Origin of the sequence: Sphingobacterium siyangense (assembly GCF_007830445.1) — a bacterium.
In the GTDB taxonomy this organism is placed as follows: domain Bacteria; phylum Bacteroidota; class Bacteroidia; order Sphingobacteriales; family Sphingobacteriaceae; genus Sphingobacterium; species Sphingobacterium siyangense.
The window spans coordinates 22,828-47,747 of record NZ_VLKR01000022.1; the positions used below are offsets into that span (position 1 = coordinate 22,828).

At 38.8% G+C, this 24,920-nt stretch carries 24 protein-coding genes and 1 pseudogene; 10 read left to right on the forward strand and 15 right to left on the reverse strand.

The window, feature by feature from the left end; genetic code table 11:
* Positions 1-18 precede the first annotated feature (18 nt).
* Complete coding sequence (dapB, locus tag IQ31_RS18315; RefSeq protein ID WP_145329080.1) at positions 19-822, forward strand: 4-hydroxy-tetrahydrodipicolinate reductase; 804 nt, start codon at positions 19-21, stop codon at positions 820-822.
* Positions 823-838: 16 nt separating this feature from the next.
* Here the strand turns inward: dapB and IQ31_RS18320 are convergent, their stop codons facing one another.
* On the reverse strand, positions 839-3,013 hold the full coding sequence (locus IQ31_RS18320; protein WP_088161473.1) for an ATP-binding protein: 2,175 nt from the start codon (positions 3,011-3,013) through the stop codon (positions 839-841).
* A 621-nt stretch (positions 3,014-3,634) separates the two neighbouring features.
* On the opposite strand from IQ31_RS18320, the gene IQ31_RS18325 reads away from it, so the two are divergent.
* Positions 3,635-4,105 (forward strand): hypothetical protein, encoded by a 471-nt coding sequence (locus IQ31_RS18325; RefSeq protein WP_088161472.1) that lies wholly within the window; start codon positions 3,635-3,637, stop codon positions 4,103-4,105.
* 124 nt (positions 4,106-4,229) lie between these two features.
* Entirely contained in the window at positions 4,230-4,640 is a 411-nt protein-coding gene (locus IQ31_RS18330; protein ID WP_145329081.1) for a DUF6157 family protein, read from the forward strand.
* A gap of 33 nt (positions 4,641-4,673) precedes the next feature.
* Here IQ31_RS18330 and IQ31_RS18335 read toward each other — a convergent pair whose 3' ends face one another.
* Positions 4,674-5,141 carry an NUDIX hydrolase gene (locus IQ31_RS18335; RefSeq protein ID WP_088161470.1) on the reverse strand — a complete coding sequence of 156 codons (468 nt, stop codon included), beginning with the start codon at positions 5,139-5,141 and terminating at the stop codon, positions 4,674-4,676.
* A complete protein-coding gene (gene xth / locus IQ31_RS18340) occupies positions 5,134-5,919 on the reverse strand; it encodes an exodeoxyribonuclease III (RefSeq protein ID WP_145329083.1) in 786 nt (261 codons plus the stop codon). The genes IQ31_RS18335 and xth overlap by 8 nt, the downstream gene beginning before the upstream one ends.
* Positions 5,920-6,149: 230 nt before the next feature.
* Between xth and IQ31_RS18345 the strand changes: the two genes are divergently transcribed.
* The 3 genes from IQ31_RS18345 (at position 6,150) to IQ31_RS18355 (ending at position 9,391) form a co-directional block, all read left to right on the forward strand.
* On the forward strand, positions 6,150-6,626 hold the full coding sequence (locus IQ31_RS18345; protein WP_145329085.1) for a hypothetical protein: 477 nt from the start codon (positions 6,150-6,152) through the stop codon (positions 6,624-6,626).
* A 298-nt stretch (positions 6,627-6,924) separates the two neighbouring features.
* On the forward strand, positions 6,925-8,106 hold the full coding sequence (locus tag IQ31_RS18350; protein WP_145329087.1) for a glycosyltransferase: 1,182 nt from the start codon (positions 6,925-6,927) through the stop codon (positions 8,104-8,106).
* Positions 8,107-8,200: 94 nt separating this feature from the next.
* A complete protein-coding gene (locus IQ31_RS18355) occupies positions 8,201-9,391 on the forward strand; it encodes a hypothetical protein (protein WP_145329089.1) in 1,191 nt (396 codons plus the stop codon).
* A 77-nt stretch (positions 9,392-9,468) separates the two neighbouring features.
* Here IQ31_RS18355 and IQ31_RS28255 read toward each other — a convergent pair whose 3' ends face one another.
* Complete coding sequence (locus IQ31_RS28255; protein WP_425304065.1) at positions 9,469-9,582, reverse strand: winged helix-turn-helix transcriptional regulator; 114 nt, start codon at positions 9,580-9,582, stop codon at positions 9,469-9,471.
* Positions 9,542-9,823: a winged helix-turn-helix transcriptional regulator gene (locus tag IQ31_RS18360; protein ID WP_244294528.1), complete on the reverse strand. Its 282-nt coding sequence runs from the start codon at positions 9,821-9,823 to the stop codon at positions 9,542-9,544. Before IQ31_RS18360 ends, IQ31_RS28255 begins: the two co-directional genes overlap by 41 nt.
* A 349-nt stretch (positions 9,824-10,172) precedes the next feature.
* On the opposite strand from IQ31_RS18360, the gene IQ31_RS18365 reads away from it, so the two are divergent.
* Positions 10,173-11,357 (forward strand): metallophosphoesterase, encoded by a 1,185-nt coding sequence (locus IQ31_RS18365; RefSeq protein WP_158638912.1) that lies wholly within the window; start codon positions 10,173-10,175, stop codon positions 11,355-11,357.
* A 76-nt stretch (positions 11,358-11,433) separates the two neighbouring features.
* Here IQ31_RS18365 and IQ31_RS18370 read toward each other — a convergent pair whose 3' ends face one another.
* Positions 11,434-11,826 (reverse strand): DoxX family protein, encoded by a 393-nt coding sequence (locus IQ31_RS18370; RefSeq protein ID WP_244294529.1) that lies wholly within the window; start codon positions 11,824-11,826, stop codon positions 11,434-11,436.
* A 283-nt stretch (positions 11,827-12,109) separates the two neighbouring features.
* Between IQ31_RS18370 and IQ31_RS18375 the strand changes: the two genes are divergently transcribed.
* Positions 12,110-12,643, forward strand: a complete 534-nt coding sequence (locus IQ31_RS18375; protein ID WP_088161462.1) for an O-acetyl-ADP-ribose deacetylase — start codon at positions 12,110-12,112, stop codon at positions 12,641-12,643.
* A 12-nt stretch (positions 12,644-12,655) separates the two neighbouring features.
* Here the strand turns inward: IQ31_RS18375 and IQ31_RS18380 are convergent, their stop codons facing one another.
* The 5 genes from IQ31_RS18380 to IQ31_RS18400 form a co-directional block, all read right to left on the reverse strand.
* On the reverse strand, positions 12,656-13,129 hold the full coding sequence (locus IQ31_RS18380) for a hypothetical protein (RefSeq protein ID WP_088161461.1): 474 nt from the start codon (positions 13,127-13,129) through the stop codon (positions 12,656-12,658).
* Between the two features lie 376 nt (positions 13,130-13,505).
* Positions 13,506-14,636, reverse strand: a complete 1,131-nt coding sequence (locus IQ31_RS18385; RefSeq protein WP_145329095.1) for a cytochrome-c peroxidase — start codon at positions 14,634-14,636, stop codon at positions 13,506-13,508.
* A 54-nt stretch (positions 14,637-14,690) separates the two neighbouring features.
* Positions 14,691-16,244: a DUF6850 family outer membrane beta-barrel protein gene (locus tag IQ31_RS18390; RefSeq protein WP_145329097.1), complete on the reverse strand. Its 1,554-nt coding sequence runs from the start codon at positions 16,242-16,244 to the stop codon at positions 14,691-14,693.
* 65 nt (positions 16,245-16,309) lie between these two features.
* Positions 16,310-17,626: a DUF4876 domain-containing protein gene (locus tag IQ31_RS18395; RefSeq protein ID WP_145329099.1), complete on the reverse strand. Its 1,317-nt coding sequence runs from the start codon at positions 17,624-17,626 to the stop codon at positions 16,310-16,312.
* A 17-nt stretch (positions 17,627-17,643) separates the two neighbouring features.
* Positions 17,644-20,409 carry a TonB-dependent receptor gene (locus IQ31_RS18400; protein ID WP_145329101.1) on the reverse strand — a complete coding sequence of 922 codons (2,766 nt, stop codon included), beginning with the start codon at positions 20,407-20,409 and terminating at the stop codon, positions 17,644-17,646.
* Positions 20,410-20,629: 220 nt separating this feature from the next.
* Here IQ31_RS18400 and IQ31_RS18405 point away from each other — a divergent pair, with 220 nt between their 5' ends.
* Entirely contained in the window at positions 20,630-21,124 is a 495-nt protein-coding gene (locus IQ31_RS18405; protein ID WP_145329102.1) for an efflux RND transporter periplasmic adaptor subunit, read from the forward strand.
* A 215-nt stretch (positions 21,125-21,339) separates the two neighbouring features.
* On the opposite strand, the gene IQ31_RS18410 is transcribed toward IQ31_RS18405, so the two are convergent.
* Positions 21,340-22,143 (reverse strand): DNA alkylation repair protein, encoded by an 804-nt coding sequence (locus IQ31_RS18410; protein ID WP_145329104.1) that lies wholly within the window; start codon positions 22,141-22,143, stop codon positions 21,340-21,342.
* Positions 22,140-22,775, reverse strand: coding sequence for a peroxiredoxin-like family protein (locus tag IQ31_RS18415; RefSeq protein WP_145329106.1), 636 nt, complete (start codon positions 22,773-22,775; stop codon positions 22,140-22,142). The genes IQ31_RS18410 and IQ31_RS18415 overlap by 4 nt, the downstream gene beginning before the upstream one ends.
* Before the next feature lie 93 nt (positions 22,776-22,868).
* Here IQ31_RS18415 and IQ31_RS27955 point away from each other — a divergent pair, with 93 nt between their 5' ends.
* The gene (locus IQ31_RS27955; RefSeq protein ID WP_075992508.1) at positions 22,869-23,210 is read left to right on the forward strand and encodes a winged helix-turn-helix transcriptional regulator; all 342 of its coding nucleotides are present in this window, start codon (positions 22,869-22,871) and stop codon (positions 23,208-23,210) included.
* Between the two features lie 241 nt (positions 23,211-23,451).
* Here the strand turns inward: IQ31_RS27955 and IQ31_RS27960 are convergent.
* A pseudogene (locus tag IQ31_RS27960) lies at positions 23,452-23,892 on the reverse strand (class I SAM-dependent methyltransferase); the annotation flags it as partial.
* A 51-nt stretch (positions 23,893-23,943) separates the two neighbouring features.
* Positions 23,944-24,801: a penicillin-binding transpeptidase domain-containing protein gene (locus IQ31_RS18430; RefSeq protein WP_145329108.1), complete on the reverse strand. Its 858-nt coding sequence runs from the start codon at positions 24,799-24,801 to the stop codon at positions 23,944-23,946.
* Positions 24,802-24,920 lie beyond the last annotated feature (119 nt).

Genomic DNA, 24,920 nt, shown 5'->3' on the forward strand with positions numbered 1-24,920 from the left:
TTAATAGTTAAAAAAACAATGATGAAAAAGGTGTTTATTGCAGGAGCAACAGGCTGGGTCGGTAAAGAATTGAGTAAAAATATAATCGACGATACAAACTATAAATTGGTTGGCGGGCTTTCACGCTCTTATGCAGGAGAAAATCTCGCTGAGATTCTAAAGATAAAAACGTCTCCGATTCCCCTATTTGATACAATAGAAAATGCAATGGGGGATATTGATTTTGATATTTTAATTGACTTTACCAGTCCACTTATTGCCAAGAAGAACATCCTGAATGCGATAGATAAAAGTAGGCATGTCCTTATTGGGACTTCAGGGCTCTCAAATCAGGATTATGAGGAAATTGAAGAGCATGCGAAAGAAAGCGCGGTATCCGTACTCGCCGCCGGTAATTTTTCGATCACCACTGTTTTGTTGAAAAAATTTGCGGAGACTGCTGCTCAATATATTGATCAATTTGAAATTATAGATTATGCATCCCAAAGAAAGGTGGACTCACCAAGCGGCACAGTCGCAGAATTAGCCTATAGTCTTTCCAAAATTAAAACGCCGAAGGTTGAAGTACCCATAAAGGATACCCTCGGAAACAAAGAGACTCGTGGTGGTGATATCAATGGTATTCAAGTGCATGCGATAAGACTGCCGGGTTATGTATTAGGTGTAGAAACAATCTTTGGTATGGAAGATGAAAAATTAATCATCAAACATGAAGCTGGAACTGGTGTAGCACCCTATCTGAATGGCATTAAGATTGCCCTTACCAAAATGGGTACCTTTAAAGGATTAAAACGTGGTTTAGATACCATAATGGATTTGTAAATTACATCATTATCTATCAACCTCTAAATTTAACACAGAACGTTGTACCCACGCTGAGATTGCTTTCTACAGTAACCTTGGCATCAAGACGATCCGCTATACGTTTGACGATGGAAAGTCCAATCCCCGATCCTTCAAAGCCCTGCGAATTTGACAGCCGTTTAAAAATGTCAAATATATTACTGTCATCCTGAATATCCATTCCAATGCCATTGTCTTTAATATAATAGTAAACTGAATGGCCGTGTTTTTCACTATAAACTTCCACCCTTGGTTGATCTTTTTTACTGCTATATTTTACCGCGTTGCCGATCAGATTTAAAAACAGCTGATATAACAGTGTTCTTTCCCCGAGAATGGGCCAGGTCTCCCCTAAGACAAATTCCAAACTTGTACTGTCAAACTGCTGCTTGCAACTTTCGAGAATATTAAGAATTTTGTTTCGAGGATCGATCAGTTCTGTTTTGAATGCTACATAATTAGACTGTGTGAGTTGATAAACCTTATCCATCATTTCTGTTATCAGTCCAGTCGCATCGATGATATTCGTTGCCATTTTTCGCAACATCTCTTTCGGAAGATCATCTTTCATCAACATCATCTGTGCAGCAAGCTTTATGGAAGAAAGAGGGTTTTTAAGATCATGAGTCAATGTATAGCCAAACGTATCTAAGGCATTGTTTGATCTTACGAGCTCCTTATTGAGCTGAGCAATCTCCCCGCCCCGTTGCGCAATAGCCTGTTGGGTTATTTGTGCAACTTTTTCAATGAAGGAAAGCTCCGTTTTTTTCCATTTAATAGACTTGCCTTTCATCGTTTCACGCCAGGCTTCAAATGATGTCCTGGGTGACGGAAACTCTATTTCCCTTTCGGGATCGTAATGATATATTTTTTCCGGTCTCCCTGCCCACACATCTTCATATACGTGCTCTTTCCGGAATAAATAGATGTACCATTTATTGCTGGGAAGAATATTTATCCGTAAAATACCAGGAAATATGAGCGATTGTGCTGAGTGGGCCCTATCAGGAACAAAATTTGATGTGAAAAATAAGTCACTCTCGCCCTGTTTTTCTATATACAGATCAATCTGTCGTTGCTCTAATTCTGTCGGTACTTCACCCCAAGTTTTGGAACCACGGTCATGTTTGATTACCAATCCGTCTGCCTCAACTATTTCCAAAATTTGCGGAGCGAAGCGTTCAAGCACCATTCCGATATCATTGTTCACCAATAATTCAGACTTCAGGTCACGTTCCATAACCCCCATAATAGTCTGGGCGACAAGACTTTCCCTTTGATATTCTGAAAGGTAATAATTTATAGCGTACTGCGTTAAGAAGGCGCATAAGTGACGTTGGGCAAGGTCCACATTCAAAGGTAGACTATTCTGGCAGGCCACAAGTCCCCAGAGTCTTCCCTCGATAACGATAGAAAAACTGGCACTGGCACGTGCACCCGCATTCTTAAGATACTGTAAATGCACGGGAGACAACGCTCTGAGGCTACAACGAGTCAGGTCTACTTCACTTGCCTCCAGGCCTTGTATAGCAATAGTTGGTGCCTCAATATCTGCTACATGGCGTGCAGGGAATTTAACATATAGCGCGCGTGCTTGTGCCGGAATATCAAATTCTGGATAACGGTACCCCATCAATGAGGTCATCCCGTCTGCAATGGACTCTGCAATTACCTGTCCGCTATTGTCCTCTTCAAAACGGTATACCATGACACGATCAAAACCAATAATCTGGCGGATCAGTACAGTCAATGATTGCCAAGCATTACCATGACGCTCTTCAAGGTATTTCGCATAATAGAATAAACGAGTCGCTTTTAATTGATTCTCACTACAAATCTCAATTTCAAGATATGTTTTCTCATCATACCGGTAAATGCTTAGATAATAATCTACATTTTTGATACGGATACGTTCTACAAAACGTGTAAATATCTCCCCTGTGATCTGTTTTTCTATTTCTTTGAGATTCAACTCCGGTTCGGACGATATCAAAGGCAATAGCTGCTCGATCGATCTCCCTAAGATTCCCCTCATAGGAATATCGAGCAATGCAGATAGGTTTTCACTTGCGGCAATACACCCACTCTCATCAAAAATACAAAGGAAACCGAAATATTGGATTTTACCGCATAGTTGGATTTCTTCTTCGTGGCACTCCAGTTGACGCATATTTTGCTAGTTTTTAATCTTTTAATTTACTAATAACAGGAAATTCTCGAAAGAGATAATTTGCCACGCATAATAAAATCTAGCACCCCTCTTCAAACATGTCATATCTAAGGCTAATATAGAAAAAAATAACTACTAAAAGCGGATCAAACGATTGTCCAATAATTATTCAGAATCTGAGTAATCTGGATGGCTGGTATTGAAGCCTATTAATTGGCTATTCGGTGAAAAATAAAAAAGCTAGGTTGGAAAGGTGCCTAGCTTTTAAAACTTTCTTCATGACCGGACAAGCAGTCTGTATTTAATTAACAATACTTTTTACGACTTTGTTTGGATTATCTTGGATATTACTCAATTAAAGTATAAATAACGTCATATAAAGAATTCGAAAGAATTTAAGCGATCGGCGAAATTTTTATACGGTTTTATATTATTGGCTAATAGATTAAGAAGTCCTGAAGCAAAACGCCACAAAACTCATAATGAACTAATTACAACAAAACACGTATAAACCACATTTTCCGTAATATTTACGCAAAGATAGGATGTTAATCTTTAGTTAGTAAAACTATTCATCAGTAAATCTTGTCATTTAAACATTGTCACTAAATAAATAATATTATGATTTCAAACAAAACATTATTCGCTTCATTAGCGACTGCAGCAATTCTAGTTTCATGTAACAATCAAACACCACAAGAAAAAGCAACCGAGCACATGGAAAATGCGGAGGAAAAAGCAGCTGACGCTAATGAAGAGGCCATGAAAACCTCAGAAGATGCTGCAACAAAAGATGCGGAAGCAGTCGTTTATTCAGATAAAGCCGCGGCCAATGCAGCAATTGCTTCAGTGACTGCCCCAGTACTCTCCAATGCTAAAGCTAAAGAGCTTTATACAAAGCTAGGCAAAACCTGGGTAGACCGTATCAATGCAGAAACTGCAGAAAAAGCATTGGATAAAGAAAAATCGATATTGGATATAAAAAATGAGATTGAAAAAAATCTTGTTGAAGGAAAAATCTCTGCTTCGGATAAAGATAATATCATGAAATATCAGTCCGATTGCCTAGCCGCTATAAAAGCAGCGCTGTAATATAGAACAGCAACAATAATCGGTAATTCATAAGATATCTTGCGATCCACTATCAGATCGCAAGATATTCTATTATTTTTGTTTCTATCATTACATGCCTTTTGATTAAAGAAAAATAAAAATTATGAAAAACCATTCGACAAATTACTTCAATACTTTAATTGAAGCTGCAAGAGATACCAAAGTAGTTAAGGGTACTATTCCACCATCAAAACGCCATAAAACCATAGCTGAAAGACAATATGAATTGATCGCCGCAGCGCCTTATCAGTATACATCTGACGATATTATTTTCCAAGTCTATGCGGAAAGAAGGAACCTAACGCCAGACGAATATCCCGAAGCAAGAACAGTTTTTTTCTCTAAAGGACAAGCATGCCTGCGCGCCTCCCCTCTTACAAAGACATATGGGTATGGGATTCATAGTAATAGTGAAGGCAAGGTCGCCTTATGCGGAATGGAAACAGCTATTTATCGGAAATTTGTAGCGGATGAAAATACAACAAAAGTTAAAGCAATGAAATCTGCTAGGTAGCGTTTGCAGAATAAACTTGTGTGAAATAAGCATTCATTTCCCATGAGCAATAACTTGCTCCAGAAAAGAAATCTGTCGTTCGTTTATTTTCTTCCTGGCTTCCGTAAATGTAAACCAATCGCCACGGTCTATTTCAGGATAAGTTTGCATTTTCCCTGATTTCGGCGGCCATTCCATTTCAAAGGTATTGCTTACAAGTCTAGCAGGATCTATATCTCCTTCAATTGCCCAGCACTTAACTATTTTGCCTCCTTTTTGTTGAATAGCATTTAGCGCAATAAAATTTCCACGGGGAAGATAGCCTGTCTCTTCAATAAACTCTCTTTTGGCCGCATCAAGTTCATCTTCGTTCAAATCGATTTCCCCTTTAGGGATTGTCCACGAGCCTTCATCTTTTTTAGTAAAATAGGGTCCCCCAGGATGTACTAAGAAAAAATAAATTTCTAAGGCCTGAAATTTATACAATAACAATCCCGCACTGGTATTTATCTTCTTAGCCATTCATGCTGATATTTCGTAATCGAATCCATGTAGGCGCATGATCGCTACTCTTCTCCCATCCGCGAACATCGCGATCAATTCCGCCTTCAATTAAACGATCCTGAATTGAAGGGCTCAATAAGATATGGTCGATACGTAAACCAGCATTTCGACTGTAAGCCTGGCGAAAGTAATCCCAGAACGTATAAACCTGCTGATCTGGGAAAAGCTGACGAATAGAATCCTGCCAGCCCTCTTCAAGAAGCTGACTGAAAGCCTCCTTCACCTCCTTCCTAAACAATGCATCGTTGACATATTTTTCAGGTTTATACGTATCCATTTCTGTTGGAATAATGTTAAAATCCCCAATGAGTATCGCTGGAACATCCATACTAAGCAGCGTTTTGGCCCGTTTTGCTAAACGCTCAATCCACTTCAACTTATAGTCAAATTTGGGCCCCGGAAATGGGTTGCCATTGGGCAGATAAAGACCGCAAATCACGACTTGCTGGACCATAACCTCCAAATAACGACTTTGTACATCTTCGGGATCGCCTGGAAGTGCTCTAGCTACTTCTTCGATCTCATATTTGGAAAGTACCGCAACTCCGTTCCAACTTTTCTGACCATGCCAAACCGCATGATATCCGATGTCATTAATTTCTTGCAATGGAAAACGTTCCTGCGGAGATTTCAACTCCTGCAGACATACGACATCAGGCGATTCTTCTGCTAACCAACGTAACAACACAGGAAGACGTGCGTTGATGCCATTAATATTATAGGTGGCTATTTTCATGAAATTGTCCTTCTAACTAAAATAGACAACCAAAGAAGCTTTTTAATTGTTTGAGAACTTCTCAGAAAAATTTAATAGTATAATTTAACAAGTCCAGTCTGGAAGGAATCCTTTATTCCTCCTGTCTTGCAGGTCAATGGCGCTATTCACGTTAAAATCTTTCATAAACAGGTTAAATAACATTAAATTAATATTATATTTATATAACCATATATATAAAGCATTCGATCATGGCAGAAACATCCCCTAAAAAAGTCTTTCGAAATGACATTGTCATTAACCTAAAAGATTCACTACCGTACCTAAAAGATTATTTAAGTGACAAAAAACTCAACTCTCGCATAGAAAAAGCAGCTAAATTATTAAGCAAGGGTATCAAAAAGAAGAAAATTAAGAAATTAAACCATCGAGAACTTAAAAAGACCGATAGTAAGACTAAGGCTTCCCCCAAGAAAGATCTTGATCAGCCGGCCGTTGATCCTACGCTAAATGATACTGCAGAAAAAATCACAGTACCCGCCAAAAGTACAGCAAATAGAAATGCTGATACAACAAAAAAGCCAGTTACCAAACAAGCGGATACAGACCACAACGATATCGAAAGTAAGTCTCTTAAGCTAAAGGATGTTCAAAGTAAAAGTTCCGCCACTGCAGTTGACGTAAAACCACCTGTCCCTCGAAGCAAAAAAGAGAAGGTCGAAAAATAAATCAGGTTCTTTAGCGCTATAAATACGTAATCGACCTGTTTTTTTTGGAACTATCTCACTTAAGCTACGTTATTTCCTTTCAAAAACTACGGTTAAAGCTTTTCAACCTACTTTGGGTATAACTTTTGATCCAACAATAGTAAAAGAATTTAAACTCAAACAAGGTACTGAATATGGAAAATATCGATAAAAAAGCGGAAAAAATGGGTCTAGAGAAGGGCTACTATTTATTGTTAATGGCGATTCTAGATCTTCCAGTTGAAGACGTACAAAATGATGTAAAGGAGGATTAAGTCATATGAAAAAAATAGCAATCATAAGCACTTGTCCCCCACAAGAATGTGGGCTAGCAACATTTACCAAAGATCTCAAACAGGGAATGGAGCTCGATCCGAATGTTCAAATCGATATTGTCGCTGTATCTAAACTCGGTTCGGAAGATTTTGACCCATCGACTCGATTTGTCATATACAGGGATCGACTCGATAGTTATCATCAGGCAACTCGTATTATTAATGAGGAATATGATTATTGCATTATTCAACATGAATTTGGAATATTTGGAGGAGCCGATGGCATTTTCATAACACAAATTGCCAATAATCTAAAGATACCCCTGCTAACCGTGTTTCATACCATTCTTCAAACCCCATCATTGCAGCAGAAGGAAATCACCGAGCTATTGTTGAAGAAATCTCAGGCAGTTGTTAGTTTATCGCCCAAAGGTATCGAATTATTAGAGGAGCAATTCGACTCCACCCTTACAGATAAGATTAAAGTGATACCACATGGCGTACCACATTTTGATTACAATCAGGGGCTTGCCAAATACAGATTAAACCTTCAACACAATTTTGTAATGATGACTTTTGGTCTCATCGGAAGAAGTAAAGGATTGGAATATGCCATTCAATCCTTGTCGGAAGTTGAGCTCCCAGGATTCAAATACCTGATCATCGGAAAAACACATCCAAATGTTCTGGCCCATGAAGGGGAATCTTACCGTTTTGAACTCCAAAATTTAGTCGATCAGCTTGGTTTACAGGACAGGGTTGTTTTTATCGATAAATTCTTAACGGACGAGGAGCTTAAGGAGTATTTAACAGCCTGTGATATTTATCTGTCTCCTTATCCACACGAACAGCAAATCAGCAGTGGTACCTTATCCTTTGCTGTGGGTGCAGGTGCAGCTGTTATTTCGACACCATACTGGCATGCAAAAGATTTATTGAAAGACGAACGTGGTATCCTGAGTCCATTCAACGATATCGCCGCAATGCGTGCTAATATTAAAATGCTGTACCAATCACATCGATTACTAGCCTGGCATCGTTTCAAAGCGCGTAGTTATGGTGAACAAACAGTTTGGGCAAATGTGGCAAAAACGTATCTGGAGCTTCTACAAGGGTTAGCAACTCCAGTAAGATCTTTAATTGATTATGAACAATATATTGCAATGGATCTAAAAAGGGAAGCGTAAAATGATAGAAAAAGCATAAACATTTTATATGATATGCATGTTAAGTAAAAAGACGATCTTTGTACGCTAACATTAAGATAAAATCCATCAGCACATGATATATTCGAAAATAGCGCTGTCAACAGTTCTTTTATTATTGATGGCGCTCACTTGTACGGGCCAGATTTTTGATCGCGAACTGAGGAATCAAAAGGAAAGGACGCAAAAGGAATTTTTGAAATTTATCACTGAATTAGGAGGCAAAATAACAGATTCAACCTTAACGAAAGAACAACAAAATGCATTATTTAAACCAATCGTTGCGTATGCTCACAAAGAGCATGCTGACTTAACACGATTGCGCAAAAAATATTTAAAAAAAATACAGGCTCCGCCATCAGTACTTAATGCATTTATTTTTGATAGCGAGCCTCCTGCGGAGCTATCGAAAATGTTGGGAACCCCACAATTCACGACAGTAACCTTGCTGCAATGTTATCGGCCTATTGAAATAGGCCGACTTATCAGTGGAATTATTCAACCTGTGATTTATCAGCAATCGAATACAGGAACAAACGAAGCCACAATAGCTTATACCTTTGGAAATCAAGCATTCGCTAAACAGTTAAAAGAGGATATTTGGCAAATTTGGCTAGTAAATAGGCTTTATATGCTTAGGTTTAACCTGGATCTACAAACTATGGTTATCGATCATTCGGAATATACGCTGCCCAATAAAGCGGAATATTTACGACTTCAGTTCCCGTTCGTAATTCAGAAGCCAACCAATGAATTAGAGAAACTTTATCAAGAAATGGATGAAATACGCTGGAACAGCTATTCATCAACAGATATACAGCAAGTCAGTCCTCAAGAATGGCAAGATACTATTGATAAGCGATTATCGGCGTTTTACCTAAAAAATCAGCCCCGTTTTATAAAGGTTCAAAATGAAATACTCAAGGATATAGAAAAAGGAAACGGTTTGGATGCGAGCTGGCAGGAATTACATTTATCTTCCGATGAAAATATACAATTGACACAAACTTTAAAAAACAATATGCTACAACCCGATGAAGCTGCACAGCGGCTATTTTCATTTTCAAATAGCATTATCCCCTTTAATCAAGATATTGAAGAAATTGGAAAAAATGCAATGTCAGGGTTCTTACACTATATAGTTGGCCATGAAAAAGACCAAGTGTGGAAAATTAGATCTTTAGGCTATTCCATTGCCTTCGAATATACCTGGGATCTAAAACAAGGTCGATTTTCTGAAATAAAAATCTTTAAGAAACAATCATAGTGTGAATTTCCATTGCGCCCATAATCATCTTTTTTGATTTAGGTATTGATAAAAAATTACAGAAAACAACGTTGCCGTTATGTTATCATTTTATGCTTGGCGCCCCATTTTTCCAACTGACACCAAATAGGGATAAGTTCTGCCGCAATCTCAGTCAATTGATATTCCACTCGGGGGGGGCACTTCTGCATAAGCAATCCTTTTAACCAGTCCTTGCTTTTCCAATTCTTTGAGCTGCAAGGTGAGCATGCGATCTGTAATCCCTGTAATCAATTGTTTAATTTCACCAAACCGCAACTTTCCATGCTGCAATTTAGCAAGTATCAGCAGCTTCCATCGGCCGCCGATCTTGCATACAGCATATGCTAAATCACATTCAATAATATATTGTTCATTAATCCTATTTGTCGAATTTTCTTTTCGTTTTCCCATGTTATTTAAAATTTCTTTAATAGCGTACAATCCGTTGCAAATAGGGGACAAATTTAAAACTTCTACCCTACATCTGTGACATCACATTCGTCAATAATATGCCACAAAGCAATAGGAGGTTATAGGCTCCAAAGCGTAATAGTCTTTATCTATGAAAATAATTTAACACTGAAATTATGATTACGAAAAAAAACACCTATTTTAGGTTTTGTAATCCAATTATTCATTCCAAATATGCCTGATCCAAATTAGTTAGACTTCGAATATGCTCCAACAGTTCTATGCTTATCTAAAAATTTTAATGCTATTCATTTTTTTAGATCTTTTAATCTTCTTAAGAATTCGGACATTGTCAATTTGGAAATCCAATCCAAAGCTACTAAACATAGTCTGGTGGTCTGTCAGTATACTTTCCTATCTGTGCATATTTCTTAATTTATTTTTTAAATGGACTAGTTTTGAATCTGCCTGTTTCGTATTTTTTCCGCTTTCGTTGCTATTGGGTAAGATAATCTGTCTTTTCTTTATCGGTATTGATACCATTGTATATACTTTCAAAATAATCAAAAAAGGTTTTAAAAAAACTAAATCTTCGCCGAACCAGGCTGGAAATTTACCGCCTATAAAAAGATCAGATTTTATAGTCAAAAGCGGCCTTCTGCTAGCCAGTGTTCCCATCGTTGCACTTACACGTGGATTTGCCTTCAATTTATATAAGTACCAGGTTAACCACCTCGATTTAATCTTACCTAATTTACCGAAATCATTTGAAGGAATTACTATAGCGCAAATTTCCGATATACATGCAGGTAGTCTATTTAATTCAACTGCTGTAAAAAAAGGGATCGACCTCTTGTTAGCACAGAAGCCTGACATCATCTTTTTTACAGGGGATCTAGTCAATGATTTTGCTGCCGAAATGGAGGACTATTTATCCATATTTGATAAAGTGAAGGCTCCATTAGGCACATTCTCTATACTTGGAAACCACGATTATGGAGAGTATCATTTTAACAGATATCATTTCTTTGATCAAATGAACTTGACCAAGGAACAAAATCTTTCAAATCTCAAATCCATTCATCAACAACTAGGCTGGCAACTACTTCTCAATGAATCGAAAGAACTGATACTGAATAACGAAAAGATTACCATTATAGGCGTCGAAAATTGGGGAGCAAATAATCCCAAAAATTATGGGAATATCGATCTGGCCATGTCTAAAGTAGATAAATCTTCGCCCATCAACTTTATGCTTTCACACGATCCCTCCCATTGGCGCGCGGAGATCATATCCAAATATCCCACAATCGACGTCACTTTCAGTGGACACACACATGGGGGACAATTCGGTTATAACAACCCGAATTATCAGTGGAGTCCAGTGAAATATGCTTACCGTGAATGGGCCGGCCTGTACCGTGAAAAGCATCAGGCACTGTACGTAAATGTTGGATTCGGTTATCTGGATTATCCAAGCCGAGTTGGGATACTACCAGAAATCACTATATTTCATCTGAAGAGTAAAGGTTAAAGCATTAAATACTGTTCCTGATGAGTCGGTAATCCAGTGCATATTTTCGGGTAACTCATTAAATTCACCACAGATTTCAACACGATTTCCAATCGAATTTCCTATCGGCTGGTCTGAAATACCAAGAAGTAGCAATTAGAATAATATATAATAGTGCCGGAGCCATTAAAGCGAAAGAATCTCCCAATGCAATATGTGAATACAAAGCACCAGTAGCGGTAAAGAAAATACCCGCATATGCCCATTCTTTCCAAAGAGGTCTTTTGGGCCAAAGCAAGGCAGCCACGGCTAAAAGCTTCCAAATTCCAAGTAAAGGAAGTATATAACTCGGATATCCCAAATGAGTCATATTTTGTATCCCGCCTGCTCCTTCCGTTTGAATTTTAAAAATCTGTATGATAGCAGTTGACAATAATCCTACAGCCAACCATACGGTCGCTATCCAATAAATTATCCTATTCCTTTTCATAATGCTATGATTTACTTATTATATTGTTAATTACTTCACATTAATAGTCACCTCTCTTATCTTCAACACTTGGTCTTATTCTTATTTCCTAAAATATGCGGGGTCTTTTACCGACCGCTCCTTATTATGTAGTTATTTGACTACAAATATAAGTGTAGATATTTGACTACACAATATTTTATTTCACTTTTTATCTGAGACATTAACTTCAATAGCTATCCCCCTAATACACTGGTTAGACCTGCTATTTTATTTTTCATATCTTTGAATTAAGATTAATCTTATGTCACATAATACCGATAAAATAACCGTAGTAAAGGGCGATATAACAAAAATTACAGTCGATGTTATTGTAAATGCTGCCAACACGTCGTTACTTGGAGGTGGAGGTGTAGATGGCGCTATTCATCGCGCCGGTGGGCCGGAAATTCTGGAAGGGTGCCGTAACATTGTGGCTAAACAAGGAGGCTGCAAGGTCGGCGAAGCCGTCATTACAACTGCAGGCAAGCTAGCCGCTAAATATGTAATTCATACAGTTGGCCCTGTGTGGAATGGAGGGAAAAATCACGAAATTGAAAAATTAGAAAGCTGCTATTATAATGCACTCAGATTAGCTGTAGAAAATGGTTGCCGTTCGATAGCCTTTCCCAATATCAGTACAGGGATTTACAGATTCCCGAAAGAACTAGCGGCTCAAATATCCATCCGCGTCATTACGCAGTTTCTGATGGCGGATACAACACTTACGCAAGTCAAAATAGTCTGTTTTGACGATGAAAACTTCCGGCTGGTCGATCAGCTAGTGATGCAAGACTAGGGAAAAATTATCCTACTCCGTTTCAAATTCCCATATACATTCATAGGAAGGAACAGACTTTTCGATGTGTGGAAATTGCAGTTTTTTGAGTTCCTTAATATTCTCAAAATCTTTATTTAAGAGCAAATATATACCCGCATTCTTACTGATTTCTCCCAATATTTCCGGAGTGATCTCTCTTTCTCGACTGTTGGCAGATATGATCATTTTCACAATTTGCTTTCCTGATGAAGTTATATACTGGTTCAGTTTATAGGGCCCCGGAATACCATCATTTTCATGAGATTGTCCTGCCAATACGTCATTGATATAGATAGCATAGTCTACATTTCTTATTTCATGATAGAGAAAGTATGATTTTACGACCGAGACTATTCCATTTTGAGATACTTCAGCAACCTCATCATTTCCCCTATCTTCATCCCTATTGTTACACGACATAAACAAAACAACACAGTAGACAGCAACGATGATAATTTTTTTCATTTCGTATTTTCTCCTTATTTTTAAAACTGCAGCAATATTCTTTTGACAGCGATTTGAAGCTAATACAACCAACAAACTAATAACCCTATTTAAGGCCTTAAAACATGAGGTTGCGGATGGCTATACAGTTTATTAAGATACAAATTAGTCGGAACAAAAAAGAGGTAGACAAACAGATATGGCTATCTTTTTAAAATTTCTTTATAAGTCGTTAGAATTCACGATATTTAAAAAAAATAAACACCCTACCAGTATCTGTTTAAAACATTGGTTATCCAATATTTGGGTAACCTTTTTTTTGCAAGAAGCTGTCTCCCCCCAATTACGTCATATTGAACAATACCCAAACACAGCTTGAATATTGTTCGACGGTCATTTATCTTGGTAAACTTTCGGGACGGCGCATACGATAAGAAGTCGCTGTGATGGCGTGCAAAAAGGACTCAATATCTTTTATTTCATCTTTCGTCAGATTTAGGGGTTGCATCAATGGATCGGTTACAGGATACAGTGGATCTTTCGCTTTCTGTTCGGCAGTAGCGGAATTCATCTGCATACCACTATTGTACATATTCAATAGCCCGGTCATATTCCAAAACAGTCCGTTGTGCATCCACGGATCGGTATTCATCACGTCGCGCAGGGATGGTGTCCGAAAACGTCCCACATCGGCAGGATCCTTTGTAATCTCGTATCGCCCCAGGTCCTGATATTTCCGTTTGTAATAGGTAAGCCCAATATTGTGGTACAGATCATCGGTAAAAAATTGACCATTATGACAATTCATGCAACGCGCCTTCGTACGAAATAAATGAAGACCGCGAACTTCCTGATCAGACAATACTTTATAATTACCATCTAAAAACTCGTCAAAACGACTCCTTCTACTTGTTAGTGTCCGTTGAAAAGCACTCAAGGCTTCAAGCACCTCTGGCATTGAATAATCCGCATCCCCGAATGCATCCACAAACAATTTGTTGTATGCAGAAATGGCCTTTAACTTGGGAATCAGTTTTGTCAATTCCATATCCATTTCGTGGTGTGCTTCGATAGGACCCAATGCTTGCTCCTCCAGCGAACCAGCGCGGCCGTCCCAAAACAGTTCCTTTCGTGCATAAACATTGAGCAAAGATGGAGTATTGCGGGTGCCCTCCAGATGATCATTGCCAACTGGTACCGTAAGCTTGTCAGCCCAGGAAGTTTGCGGGTTATGACAGCTGCTACAGGATATTTGATTGCTCCCCGATAGAATAGGGTCAAAAAAAAGATATTTTCCCAACTTCACATCAGGCTTTTCCATTAAAGAAAAATAGCTGGTATCGATCTTGGGTAGAGACTTGAATTCACTCCAATAAGCCCCTACATCGATTGTTGGTTTTGGCCATTCGTCCACTGGTCGTCGATAATATAGCTGTATCTCATCATCAAAGGCTTGCTGTCGATCTTTCATAGAAAGCAAGCCTACAAAACCAACAATAGTGGCCAATACACAAAACTGCTTTTTCATTTTCTCTCTTAACTATTCTTATAAAGAAGTAGGATTACTAATCAATCTATTTTTTTAAAAAATATAGGAAACCCCTAATTTACCCAAAAACCAATCTTTACCTGGCACACTTGACAACGTGTAGTCTACCGGCACCAAATTACCCCTATACTGATAATTCATCTGGAGCTGTATACTCCAATTATTCTTCGCATGGCGCGTGCCCCATACCCATGACATATTAAAATTATCACTCGAGGCGGTATCGTAAAGATAATCTTGATAGAGTATTTGCTTCCCAAAATCACCCGTATTCAACTCAGATACAGACAAATTATGGGTTGGCGACCACTGTTTAAAATATCCAATCGTTCCTATTATTTCAGACTTTTCATTAACCTGAAATGTACGATTTAATCCGAGTCCCAATCTAATTTGATCAAAATCCATTTGGTTACTGCTAACACCATCTTTTTTTTCGGTCTTATACATACCAGCATGGCCTTCAAACAAATACTGGTGTACCCCTAGTTGAGTTTTTAACGAAATTTCATGGCGGCGATAGGTGTAGTTATTCGCTAGATAAGTATAATTAAAATCCTGGCCATTTTCAATTTTCCCCTGCAGTGCTACCCTAATCAATTGCTTATGTTTCATCTGCCGGCTCCATAAAAAATCGATTGATCCGATATCCTTTTTATAATCATTTAAGGACAAATAGGTTTGTTTAGAATTATCATTTCGTCTGAATGATTGTTCTTCATTAAGGTAGCGGCCATTGAGATAAATCTTATCCCTATCATTGGGTTTCAGTAAGATATGGGCACCAACTCCTTTACGATGGATAATATCATAGTAATTAATTTCTTTTAGTCGGTCCTTCGCACTTCCAAAACCGTTCATCATCCAATTGACATACAATGGATCCTCTTTATTTGTTGTATACTTTTCATTTTTATAACCGACGTTGGCACGTTCAGAACCATACCCCCAAATACCAGCAATATGATAAGAAAGTATCGGAAGATTGTGACCAGCACTCAATTCAAACTGAAGGTTCATATCCTTGATATCGCCTCTGGGGTCATTGTTTGAATAATGTGAGCCCAATCGATAATCTATACCAAGGGAAATCGGGAGCTTAGCATCGAAGAAAGCTCTTTGGATTCCCGCATCGAGCTTATAGGTCTCCCGATTGTATTTATTTTTTCGCAACGAACCAAAATACAATGGCGCATCCGCATTCCATCGAGATTGGTGCCGCAAAGCTGTGCTGTCTTCTACGGAGTGATCATATGAAAATCTCCCCCAAAAGCTAGTCTTGCGCCAATCGGTCTTCCCTTCCGTATAAAATTGGGATTGACTGAGACCATCAGTTCCCTGAGCCGCCTTAAAGCCGCCTTGTCCCTTGCTGTGCTGAATACCTAATAGGGAAGATCTATTTTTGATCTCCTCAGGAATCCATACCCTATTTCGTATTGCCATATCATGCATTATCACAAATGATGGTTGATACCAATAGTTCAAAGCTGCTGTTGAATCTAAAGAATTGGACTTACTTTGCCCTATGACAGGGTGATAGGCTAAGAAAGCACCCCAAAACAACATGATGTATCTCACACTTTTCATTCAGGTATTTTTTATAAAATACCAGCTTTCGTTCGGAAAGCTGGTATTGGAATAACCGTTTGTCATTAATCACCAAATCCAAATGGATTAGCTTTTATCACCATAAAGTCCGCTGTAGAATTATTTGTGTCCCTTAATTTACGAACTCCATTAGTAGTTCTTTCGGTCTTGCGAATAACGGATTGTGACGAATAGCCGCCTAGTGGTGCGAAAGTATAACCGGCATCCTGTGATGCTGTCAATTTTTTAGGAATTCGAGCATCCTCGGTGTTTGGCTGCATCTCAACGGCATCCATAATCCAACGGACAGGTAACTGTCTATATTTTTTTGCGGTAGAGGTCGGAACGCTGATGGATGGCTCAGTATAGCTCTTCAGATTCTCCACATCCGAACGATTTGCGTGTTTAAAAATAACATAACCGTCGCGCCCTAGATTATCTAATATCCAGTCATTGCCTGTATAATCTAATATCTCAACATTGGGTACAGCAGCATTGTCAATATCTGTTGCAAAAGGAGTTTTCCCAGGGATATCTCCATAATAAACCTCAAAATTGGCTTTACTAAGATCTACGGTAAGATCCGGATTCTTGATGGCTACTTCCTTGCCATTATTGCCGACAAACGGCGCTTTATGGTTTAGCGCATTTTGGGCAATCACAATACTTTTACCAGGTTCCACTGGATAGGTCTTTCCGTTGCCAGGAATCATAAATAAATCTCTTAAGTAAACATAATCTGTATTCGCGGATTCAACGCTTACCATTCCTAAAGATTTACTCCAATCCAATTGGCCATTTGGCTGGTAATAATCGGATTGACTGGTCGGAGACTGTCTTCCCCATAACCGGCCAAAGTAGAGGCTATCGGCATATAAAACACGGTCTGTATTATTGTAAACTTCAAAAAACTGATCTCTGAACAAAGCCCCTTCTTTATTATCAGAACCCGCATAGTAAATCTGCTTGATGACAAAATCGCCCAATAGACCTGCAATCAATTCCAAGTCCAAAGTCGTAGAACTGGTTAAACTGATTTTTTTCAGGGAAGCATTAAATGTAACGTCCTCTTTGCTTGATTCGCCTGTTAAACTATTGTATTGCTCCTTAGGTATTGTAATAGAAGCATCAATATCATACTCACCTGGCATAATGGAGGTCAAATTGACCACACCTTGTGACACGGAATATGTACCACTGGTTTTTGTTGCTAGGTTGGTAATCTTAACAATAGCCTTGCTTAAGTCCAACTTGGTGTTAAAATTTTCAGAAGCGTATGTTAAGTTCAGCTTAATATCCAGTGGTTGTATACCAGGTGTATTATCTTTTTTACAGGAAATAAAAGGTAAAAAGAGAAAAGGAATTAAGTAATGAGTTTTCATCTTGTTTAGTTTTTATGTTAAAATTTATAAGTCAGTTGGGCGCCATAATTAGGAGAAGAATTCGGAGCTTGCACTGAGGTAGCCCCTTCCCTATAAAATCGCGGTTGGTAATCCAAAAAGTTATAGACATTAAATGACAGGTAAATATTCTTGCCTATTTCCTTAGCCATATTAAGACCGAAGTTCCAGTAGACGTAGTTGTTTTCAATATTTGCCCGGTCAGCTTCCTCTTTCCTTCCTGTATAGAGTTCGAGATGCTTCGGGTTGCTCATATCAAACTGCTCAATGGCATGATACGTATAATCGCGTGTATAATATCCTACAGGAATAATATCTCGGTAGTTAGATTTATTGTAGTTTAATAATTCACAGTCTGCACTCAGTTCAATAATCAAACGCAACGCCGGAAAATGAGTCGAACTTCGTAATTGCGCTCTACTTAAATAGTTCTTCGTGGATTTCGATGGAAAAAATCCAAGGACAACGTCATCTAAAGCTGTTTTTTCGGTATTAAAATTCAAACGGCTCAGCGCATTAGAACTAGAATTAGCCAAAGTAAATGCGGCTGTAGCGGAGAAAGTCGTCATAATCTGTTGAATTCTGGGTGTAGAATACATGACTTCTGCACCAAAATTGGACGATTTATTACTATTGGCAAAGTACAAATTAGACATTAAATACTTTCTCGTCCCAGTCTGTTCAACTGTTGGTTTGCCCCCGGGCACCGCAGTGGCCGTATATGTAGGCAAGTCCATTAATTGATCAGCCGTAACCGTGTTGATTCCGCGCGTATTTTTTTTATAAAAAAGATTGGTACGCAGCTGATGCCCATTCTTATGCCATGAAAGTGATGATTCGAGGGTTTGCCCTACACTACTCTTGAGATTGCTATTATCTTTTTCATAACGCCGCAAGTAAATCAATGCCATACTTTCGTTGACTTTACCATTATAGGAATTCAGCAATATAATTTCATCAAAGGTCGGCCCGGGATATAGTTGTGCTAATCCAGGAGATTTGAAGGATAGGCCATATGCCAGTCCAATCTGAGTTGATTTAGAAAGTGAATAATTGATGTTGGTTCTTGGAGAAATGGATGAGTGACCATTCATAAGATCCCAGCGAACTCCCGCCCGCATGCTAAGATCCCTTCCCCATACTTTGGTCCGCATTGCATCCTCGGCATACAAACCCAGGTTTTGCAAAGCGTTTGTTAATGAAAAATCATAATACCTATCCGATCTTGCTCCAAGATCCTTTTTTGGAATAGAAGGATCTGCAATTCGCCCCTTTCCACGGTTGATGTCATAACTATAGTTACTTCCGAAGTTTATCTTGTGGATAATATCGCCTGTAATGGCAACAGCATTTCCTTCCAATCGGGCATTTAAATTCAATGGCCTATTGTCCACATGATCCAGAGCAGTATACTGACCAGGGGCGTATTGTCCTTCTACAATTCCAGTTTGCACAGAATCGGTATAGAGCACGACTGCACCATTATAGTAATACTCACGATAGGTTTTCTGCAGTGTTGAACTTAGTCCTGCATTGAAACTGATACTTTTGAGGAATTTATGATCCAAATTGTAATTGGTCCGACTAGAAGCATTCCAGCCCCAGCCACCAAAAGAAATGGCATTCGAGAGTGGGTCATCCGGATCCTTTCGGACCTGATCAATAACTTTATTGTAAGACCCTGAAAAAGTCTGTTTCAGACGCTTATCGGTGCCATAATAGTTTGTCCAGATCAAAGTTCCATTCACGCGGTCGTATTGTTTCAGCTTGTCTCTATTATCTGCGTAAGATTGCACATAACCTAAATCCAGGTTAATTGTCCCAAGCTTTTTTCCCAGTGACATTCCCTTGGACAGACTATATGAAGTTGCATTACTCCGAACTTGAAGCCTAAAAAAAGCCGGGGTCTTGCCTGCCTGTCTTTCGATGATAACGGCACCGTTTGACAAATCGCCATAACGTGCTGGTGCTACGCCTGAAATAACTTCCAAATGTTCGATATTTTCTATCGGAATCTGACGCAAATCCAGACCGCTGAACACATTTTCTCCGGAATAGAATTTTCCTGTTGTGGGGCGGCCTGTTAAACCATAATCTGATGGTCTAATTGCATTCGTTGAGGAAGACATGCCAAATATTCCTGCATTCCGTCCTTGCATATTTCCATTATTGCCCAAAACCATGTCATCCATTATAATAGCGACACCAAAGGAGTTATTCAATTCATTAACCTCTCGCGAGCGCCCTGTAGTCTCACTAAAAGCACCTCTCAGCGTTAGATTTTGCATCTCCTGTACAGAAGGAGCAGTATTCTTCCGGTTTGGCAATCGGTTCAAAAGATCATTTAAACTGAGTGCAGGATACCGTTCAATCATTTCCCGGTCAAACACAAGTGAAGAGTTGCTCAGCTCTCCCCGCTTCGCCTGTACTGCAACTTCATCAAGTGCAAGACTCATATCCTGCAACAAAAAATTTTCAATCTTCTTTATCGAATCCAACAAGACTGTTCTTTCAACCTTTTTCTTACCGATATAGGAAACCGACAAGGTAACAAATTTGCCAAGCTGCTCTTTGGGGATGGTTAGACGATATTCACCAGCACCATCTGTCATACTGGAGAGTCCCAGTTGATCCAAAATCACGGTGCTTCCCAATAGTACATTCTTATTACTATCAGTGATCTTTCCCTGGATGTATATTGACTGTCCATGTGCATTTGCAGCTGTGCAAATCAAGATGAAACTAGTCCAATAGAGCTTTTTCATAAGTAAGAATAAAAACGCATAAAAAAGCGTATTTATTTAAAACAATTCTAAACAGTTGCAAATGTAAGGTATTAAACCTATTATTTAGAATTATTTTTAATTATTCTAAATAATATAACGCACAAACGATTACAACAAAGCCACAAAAACGCACAAAGCTGTAAAACGGCACCCTATGGTTCGCATAGCTTAATCATTGGGTGGCTGAAATGGGGTTGTGATGACAGATATCCTATTTGAGATTGTTAATCCATCAGACATGTATCTTTCCCTACAGCTGTTCGAAAAAGATCTAGCTAAAGTCAAGATAGGAAATACCGTTTCTGCGTATGCCAATACGGAAGTCGCTCGAAAAATTCCGGCCACAGTCTTTCTTGTCAACCGCACTTTTGATGAAAATAGAATGGCCGAAGTGCTATGCCGTTTTCAAAAATCCGATGCTATTTTAACCCCTGGAATGTTCAAGAATGCCGATCTTCATATCAATAATACCAAGGCAATGGTTGTACCAGAAGAGGCAATCGTACGTTGGCAAAATAAATATTTTGTATTTGTGCAACATAGCGCTGGTTCATTTCAAATGAATGCGGTAAAATTAGGTATCCAAGAGAACGGAAAACAGCAGATTCAGGCCGATAACATTCAACCGAACACACAAATAGCACTAAAAAATGCTTTCGCGTTACTAATGAAAGCACAGAATAAGGAAGAGTAAAATCATACGTATCGAATAAATCATTTCAAGTGATAGCCGCCATTTATCGTTCTTTTAAGAACAATAAATGGCGGCTTTTAATTTCGGATAAGCCGATCATCCATCTAAACTGCTTTAGTTAAAGTACGCAAACTCAGATTTATTGCCGTAAACTGAGGTCAAATGTCGCTCAAGCGGGCGATCATCATTTTTTGTTCGGTAACTACCGGACATATTTATTTCAGGATAGTTCGAAGTGCTTTTCGAATGATGTATCGCGTTTCCTTGGTATCACTTTCTTGTTCCCAGCGATTACAAAGTGCCCTAACAAAACCGGGTTGGCTTTTACTTGCGTCATTCAGCCAATTTCCAACACTATCCTGAACATATTTTGAAGGGTCAGATTTTAGCGGTTCTAAAATAGACAAGGCTAGACTTGGCTCCTGCTTCAAGCGATCGATATGCTTACACCATACGCCTCTCGGTCGGGTTGCCTCCGAAGCAAAACGTCTCAAATTTTCATCCTTCTCCACCGTCCATAGACTCAGACCGGCAATACTCTTTTCCAAGTCCAAAGCTATCCTATTACGTATCGCCATCCAGCTGATTTCTCGCACCCCAAAATGCCGATCTGCAGCAAAAGGACGCATTGACAACAGTAATTTCTCAATTTCAAGATGCTTATCATCTCCGACCGTGTAGGTTGCCCAGCAACGCACGAGATCTGCAGTATGATTGGATAGTATTGTCAGGAAGGTATTATCACGATATTGTGTGATCAAATCGAGCAGCGCCCGCCCGATCGTTTCATTGATGGAATTTACCGTCGGTTTCTGTAACTGATCAAGCAGCGCTAAGATTGGTTTCAAGTAATGAATGCGTCCATTTTGCTGAAGGATATACTCGAGTAAAAACCGTTGGTCAACAGCGAGCCACTCCATAAGATTTGCAGTTTCAATTTCTCCGCGGTTCAGACTGGCCAGGCAATCTATCGAAATATCCGCTATCCGTCTTGCTCCTTTACGTTGTATTTTACTCATAGCTGTGCTATTAACTCTTCGATATTAAGTCTATTCATATAGTTGACATCCATAAATCGATAAGATATTGTATAATCAGGATCGATCACAAAAACAGCAGGGACCGGCAGTCTGTTGCTGTCATTACCATTGTAGGCGGACAAATTGATTCCCAAGCGATCATAGCTTGAAATGGCATAATCCTGAAGTTCAAATGAGATGCCAACACTGATTGCCAACGTATTATCTTCGTCAAACAACAATTCGAAATCCAAATTGTTGTCCGTCAGAAGTGCTTCGCTAAATTTAGGCACTTGTGGCGAAATTGCAAGAAGAGTGGCTTCAAAAGCATTAAAATGAGTCAAATTCTGTTGTAAAGCTCTTAACTCGAGATTACAGTAGGGACACCAGCTACCGCGGAAAAAGGCCACAATGACCTTTCCTTTCTTCAGAAGTTTTCCCAGCTCAATTTCTTCACGCTTCGAATTCACCAAACTAAAATCAGGGAACTTGTCCCCTATCTGCAGGCTCTTTTCGGTTAGATCCCCAGACTGTAGATCCTGAATCGATCTGCCAAATATTTCCTTTATTTCGAGAGGAAGAGTTGCTAAATTCGCATTTAATTTAGCAATTTCGTATTCTAAATTTTTCATGATGCTGTATGTTATTTCTGCAAAGTTTTAAAAGTAAATGCACAATCACAATACCGCATTTTATTATCCCTATGGGACAAAAAAGTCAATTTTATGCGTATAACAGAGAAAGCAATAAAACAAAAAATATGTCCATTGGAATTTGCCGTCAATGCGATTAGTGGGAAATGGAAAATTCCTATTGTATGGCGTATCAATGAAGGGGAAAAACGCCCAAGTGAAATGCTTCGTGGTATCGCAAAAGTTGATAGACGAGTGCTAAACCAACAATTGGGTGAAATGGTCAATGATGGCATTCTAATCAAACAATCTTTCCATGAGCTTCCTCCAAGAGTGGAGTATTCATTGACCCCCTTAGGGAAAAGTTTAGTGGAAGTACTCTGGAAATTGAATGCTTGGGGAGAACTTTTATTGGAAAATTCCAATAAAAGTTAGCACAAACGGGCAGATTCGATCGACATAGCGATGCTCTATTGCGAGAGAAGTATTCGACCCTGCTATAACAGCTCTTTGCGAAAACTGCAAAACACTGTTTGGTGTCGAAGGGTGTTATATGGTCAATATCTATACATTCAATTTTCCTAAAATATGTCTGGAACAAATCGCTTATCGATTGTGCTGAATATTGTTTAATTGTAATGCCACTGCATTTCGTTGGCCTCTGTTCAGAAAAGGTTCCAACAACCAAAATACCTCCCACTGCAATTGCTTGATCTGCGATTTCGATGTAGCGTTCAATCTCTTGGCGAGCAGTCAAAAAATGAAATGTGGCCCGGTCATGCCAAAAATCATATGGTGTATCGGGAACGAAGTCTAAGATATCTGAAACAATCCATTTGACTTTAGTCGCTTGATTCCCTAATCGCTTCTTCGCTCTTTCAATGGCAGTGCTGGAAATATCCAATACAGTAATATCTTCAAATCCTGCTTTTAATAAGAAATCAACCAGGAAACTGTCACCACCACCTATATCAATAATTTTAGCCTTTTTTGGGAGACTAGATTGATTTATAAAATGTAGTGATACTTCTGGGGTAGGCTGGTACCAGCTAACTGATTCCAGCGGCTTATTTTCGTATATCTCTTCCCAATGCTTTTTTCGATTAAAATTTTCCATCTGTCTATTGTCCTGATAAAATTTATTGACTGATAACGAACAGCCTTGGTGTTAGGGCAAAATCTTTAGATCCTTAAAAACTTTCCATGTAATCGCCTTCCGGCAGCTCGAGAAATCAGGGCTGTTGAACTTCCGGTCCTGAATAAGTCGCGTTGCAAAGAAATAAACATTTTCCTTTTGTTCAACATAGCCTATCCACCATCCGGTGTTGATCTGATTGGCCATTGTCCAGCCCGTTTTAGACCGAACCGTATAGTCCGCGTTTTGTTCCGAAATCATGACTCCTTTAACAATATCCATATTTCTTTTTGAAAAAGGCAAATTTCCATCATAAAGCTTTTTCAAAAATTCAACCTGATTAATTGGTGAGATGCCCATTGGACCAAAATTCCAGAAGTCGGGACCTGATTCGGAAAGGTCCATATTCCCGTAGTTACAAGCTTTGAGATACTTCCGATAGACAGAACGATCAATTTTCTTTGCTAACTCGATAAATGCCCAACCTGCAGACACTGCGAATGCTTCTTTTACACTGATATTTTTATAAATATCCGGTCGGTAGCCATATTTTAAGGTATCTGTTGACCCGGGCCATGGAACGATGCTATTTTCATCTTTGATCGTCTTAGTTTCCAAGGCAATCAACATATTTATAATCTTAAAAGTTGACGCAGGTAATGTTGCAACTTGTGTGTCCGATGTATCGGACAAAATCCAAGCACCTTTATTATTGTCATAAAGTGCAACAGTGCCATTAACATGACACTCATCAAAATATTTTTGAAAGTCAGATCTGACGATCTTCTTATCAGGATTTCGAGCTTGGGCCAACAAGTCAAACGAAATCACCGTCATTGTTATAAACAAAATCGATTTGAAGATCATCTGATAAATACTATTTAAAACCATACGTTGATACCATTAATAAGCCATTGTACAAATTGAAACTTGAAAACTATACTAGAGCCTTTATAAAGTTAAGACATAAATTTAACGAATTTCAAATATCCAATACACGATATACATAC

What these genes read in the sequence shown, in the direction of transcription:
- IQ31_RS18390 (WP_145329097.1), bottom strand. Translation starts at nt 16,244, where the DNA reads ATGAAAAGTGTGAGATACATCATGTTGTTTTGGGGTGCTTTCTTAGCC.
- IQ31_RS18325 (WP_088161472.1), top strand. Translation starts at nt 3,635, where the DNA reads ATGATTTCAAACAAAACATTATTCGCTTCATTAGCGACTGCAGCAATT.
- IQ31_RS18400 (WP_145329101.1), bottom strand. Translation starts at nt 20,409, where the DNA reads ATGAAAAAGCTCTATTGGACTAGTTTCATCTTGATTTGCACAGCTGCA.
- IQ31_RS18330 (WP_145329081.1), top strand. Translation starts at nt 4,230, where the DNA reads ATGAAAAACCATTCGACAAATTACTTCAATACTTTAATTGAAGCTGCA.
- IQ31_RS18430 (WP_145329108.1), bottom strand. Translation starts at nt 24,801, where the DNA reads ATGGTTTTAAATAGTATTTATCAGATGATCTTCAAATCGATTTTGTTT.
- IQ31_RS28255 (WP_425304065.1), bottom strand. Translation starts at nt 9,582, where the DNA reads ATGCAGAAGTGCCCCCCCCGAGTGGAATATCAATTGACTGAGATTGCG.
- IQ31_RS18345 (WP_145329085.1), top strand. Translation starts at nt 6,150, where the DNA reads ATGGCAGAAACATCCCCTAAAAAAGTCTTTCGAAATGACATTGTCATT.
- IQ31_RS18415 (WP_145329106.1), bottom strand. Translation starts at nt 22,775, where the DNA reads ATGAAAAATTTAGAATACGAAATTGCTAAATTAAATGCGAATTTAGCA.
- IQ31_RS18380 (WP_088161461.1), bottom strand. Translation starts at nt 13,129, where the DNA reads ATGAAAAAAATTATCATCGTTGCTGTCTACTGTGTTGTTTTGTTTATG.
- xth (WP_145329083.1), bottom strand. Translation starts at nt 5,919, where the DNA reads ATGAAAATAGCCACCTATAATATTAATGGCATCAACGCACGTCTTCCT.
- dapB (WP_145329080.1), top strand. Translation starts at nt 19, where the DNA reads ATGATGAAAAAGGTGTTTATTGCAGGAGCAACAGGCTGGGTCGGTAAA.
- IQ31_RS27955 (WP_075992508.1), top strand. Translation starts at nt 22,869, where the DNA reads ATGCGTATAACAGAGAAAGCAATAAAACAAAAAATATGTCCATTGGAA.
- IQ31_RS18370 (WP_244294529.1), bottom strand. Translation starts at nt 11,826, where the DNA reads ATGAAAAGGAATAGGATAATTTATTGGATAGCGACCGTATGGTTGGCT.
- IQ31_RS18395 (WP_145329099.1), bottom strand. Translation starts at nt 17,626, where the DNA reads ATGAAAACTCATTACTTAATTCCTTTTCTCTTTTTACCTTTTATTTCC.
- IQ31_RS18350 (WP_145329087.1), top strand. Translation starts at nt 6,925, where the DNA reads ATGAAAAAAATAGCAATCATAAGCACTTGTCCCCCACAAGAATGTGGG.
- IQ31_RS18405 (WP_145329102.1), top strand. Translation starts at nt 20,630, where the DNA reads ATGACAGATATCCTATTTGAGATTGTTAATCCATCAGACATGTATCTT.
- IQ31_RS18385 (WP_145329095.1), bottom strand. Translation starts at nt 14,636, where the DNA reads ATGAAAAAGCAGTTTTGTGTATTGGCCACTATTGTTGGTTTTGTAGGC.
- IQ31_RS18320 (WP_088161473.1), bottom strand. Translation starts at nt 3,013, where the DNA reads ATGCGTCAACTGGAGTGCCACGAAGAAGAAATCCAACTATGCGGTAAA.
- IQ31_RS18335 (WP_088161470.1), bottom strand. Translation starts at nt 5,141, where the DNA reads ATGGCTAAGAAGATAAATACCAGTGCGGGATTGTTATTGTATAAATTT.
- IQ31_RS18360 (WP_244294528.1), bottom strand. Translation starts at nt 9,823, where the DNA reads ATGGGAAAACGAAAAGAAAATTCGACAAATAGGATTAATGAACAATAT.
- IQ31_RS18355 (WP_145329089.1), top strand. Translation starts at nt 8,201, where the DNA reads ATGATATATTCGAAAATAGCGCTGTCAACAGTTCTTTTATTATTGATG.
- IQ31_RS18375 (WP_088161462.1), top strand. Translation starts at nt 12,110, where the DNA reads ATGTCACATAATACCGATAAAATAACCGTAGTAAAGGGCGATATAACA.
- IQ31_RS18410 (WP_145329104.1), bottom strand. Translation starts at nt 22,143, where the DNA reads ATGAGTAAAATACAACGTAAAGGAGCAAGACGGATAGCGGATATTTCG.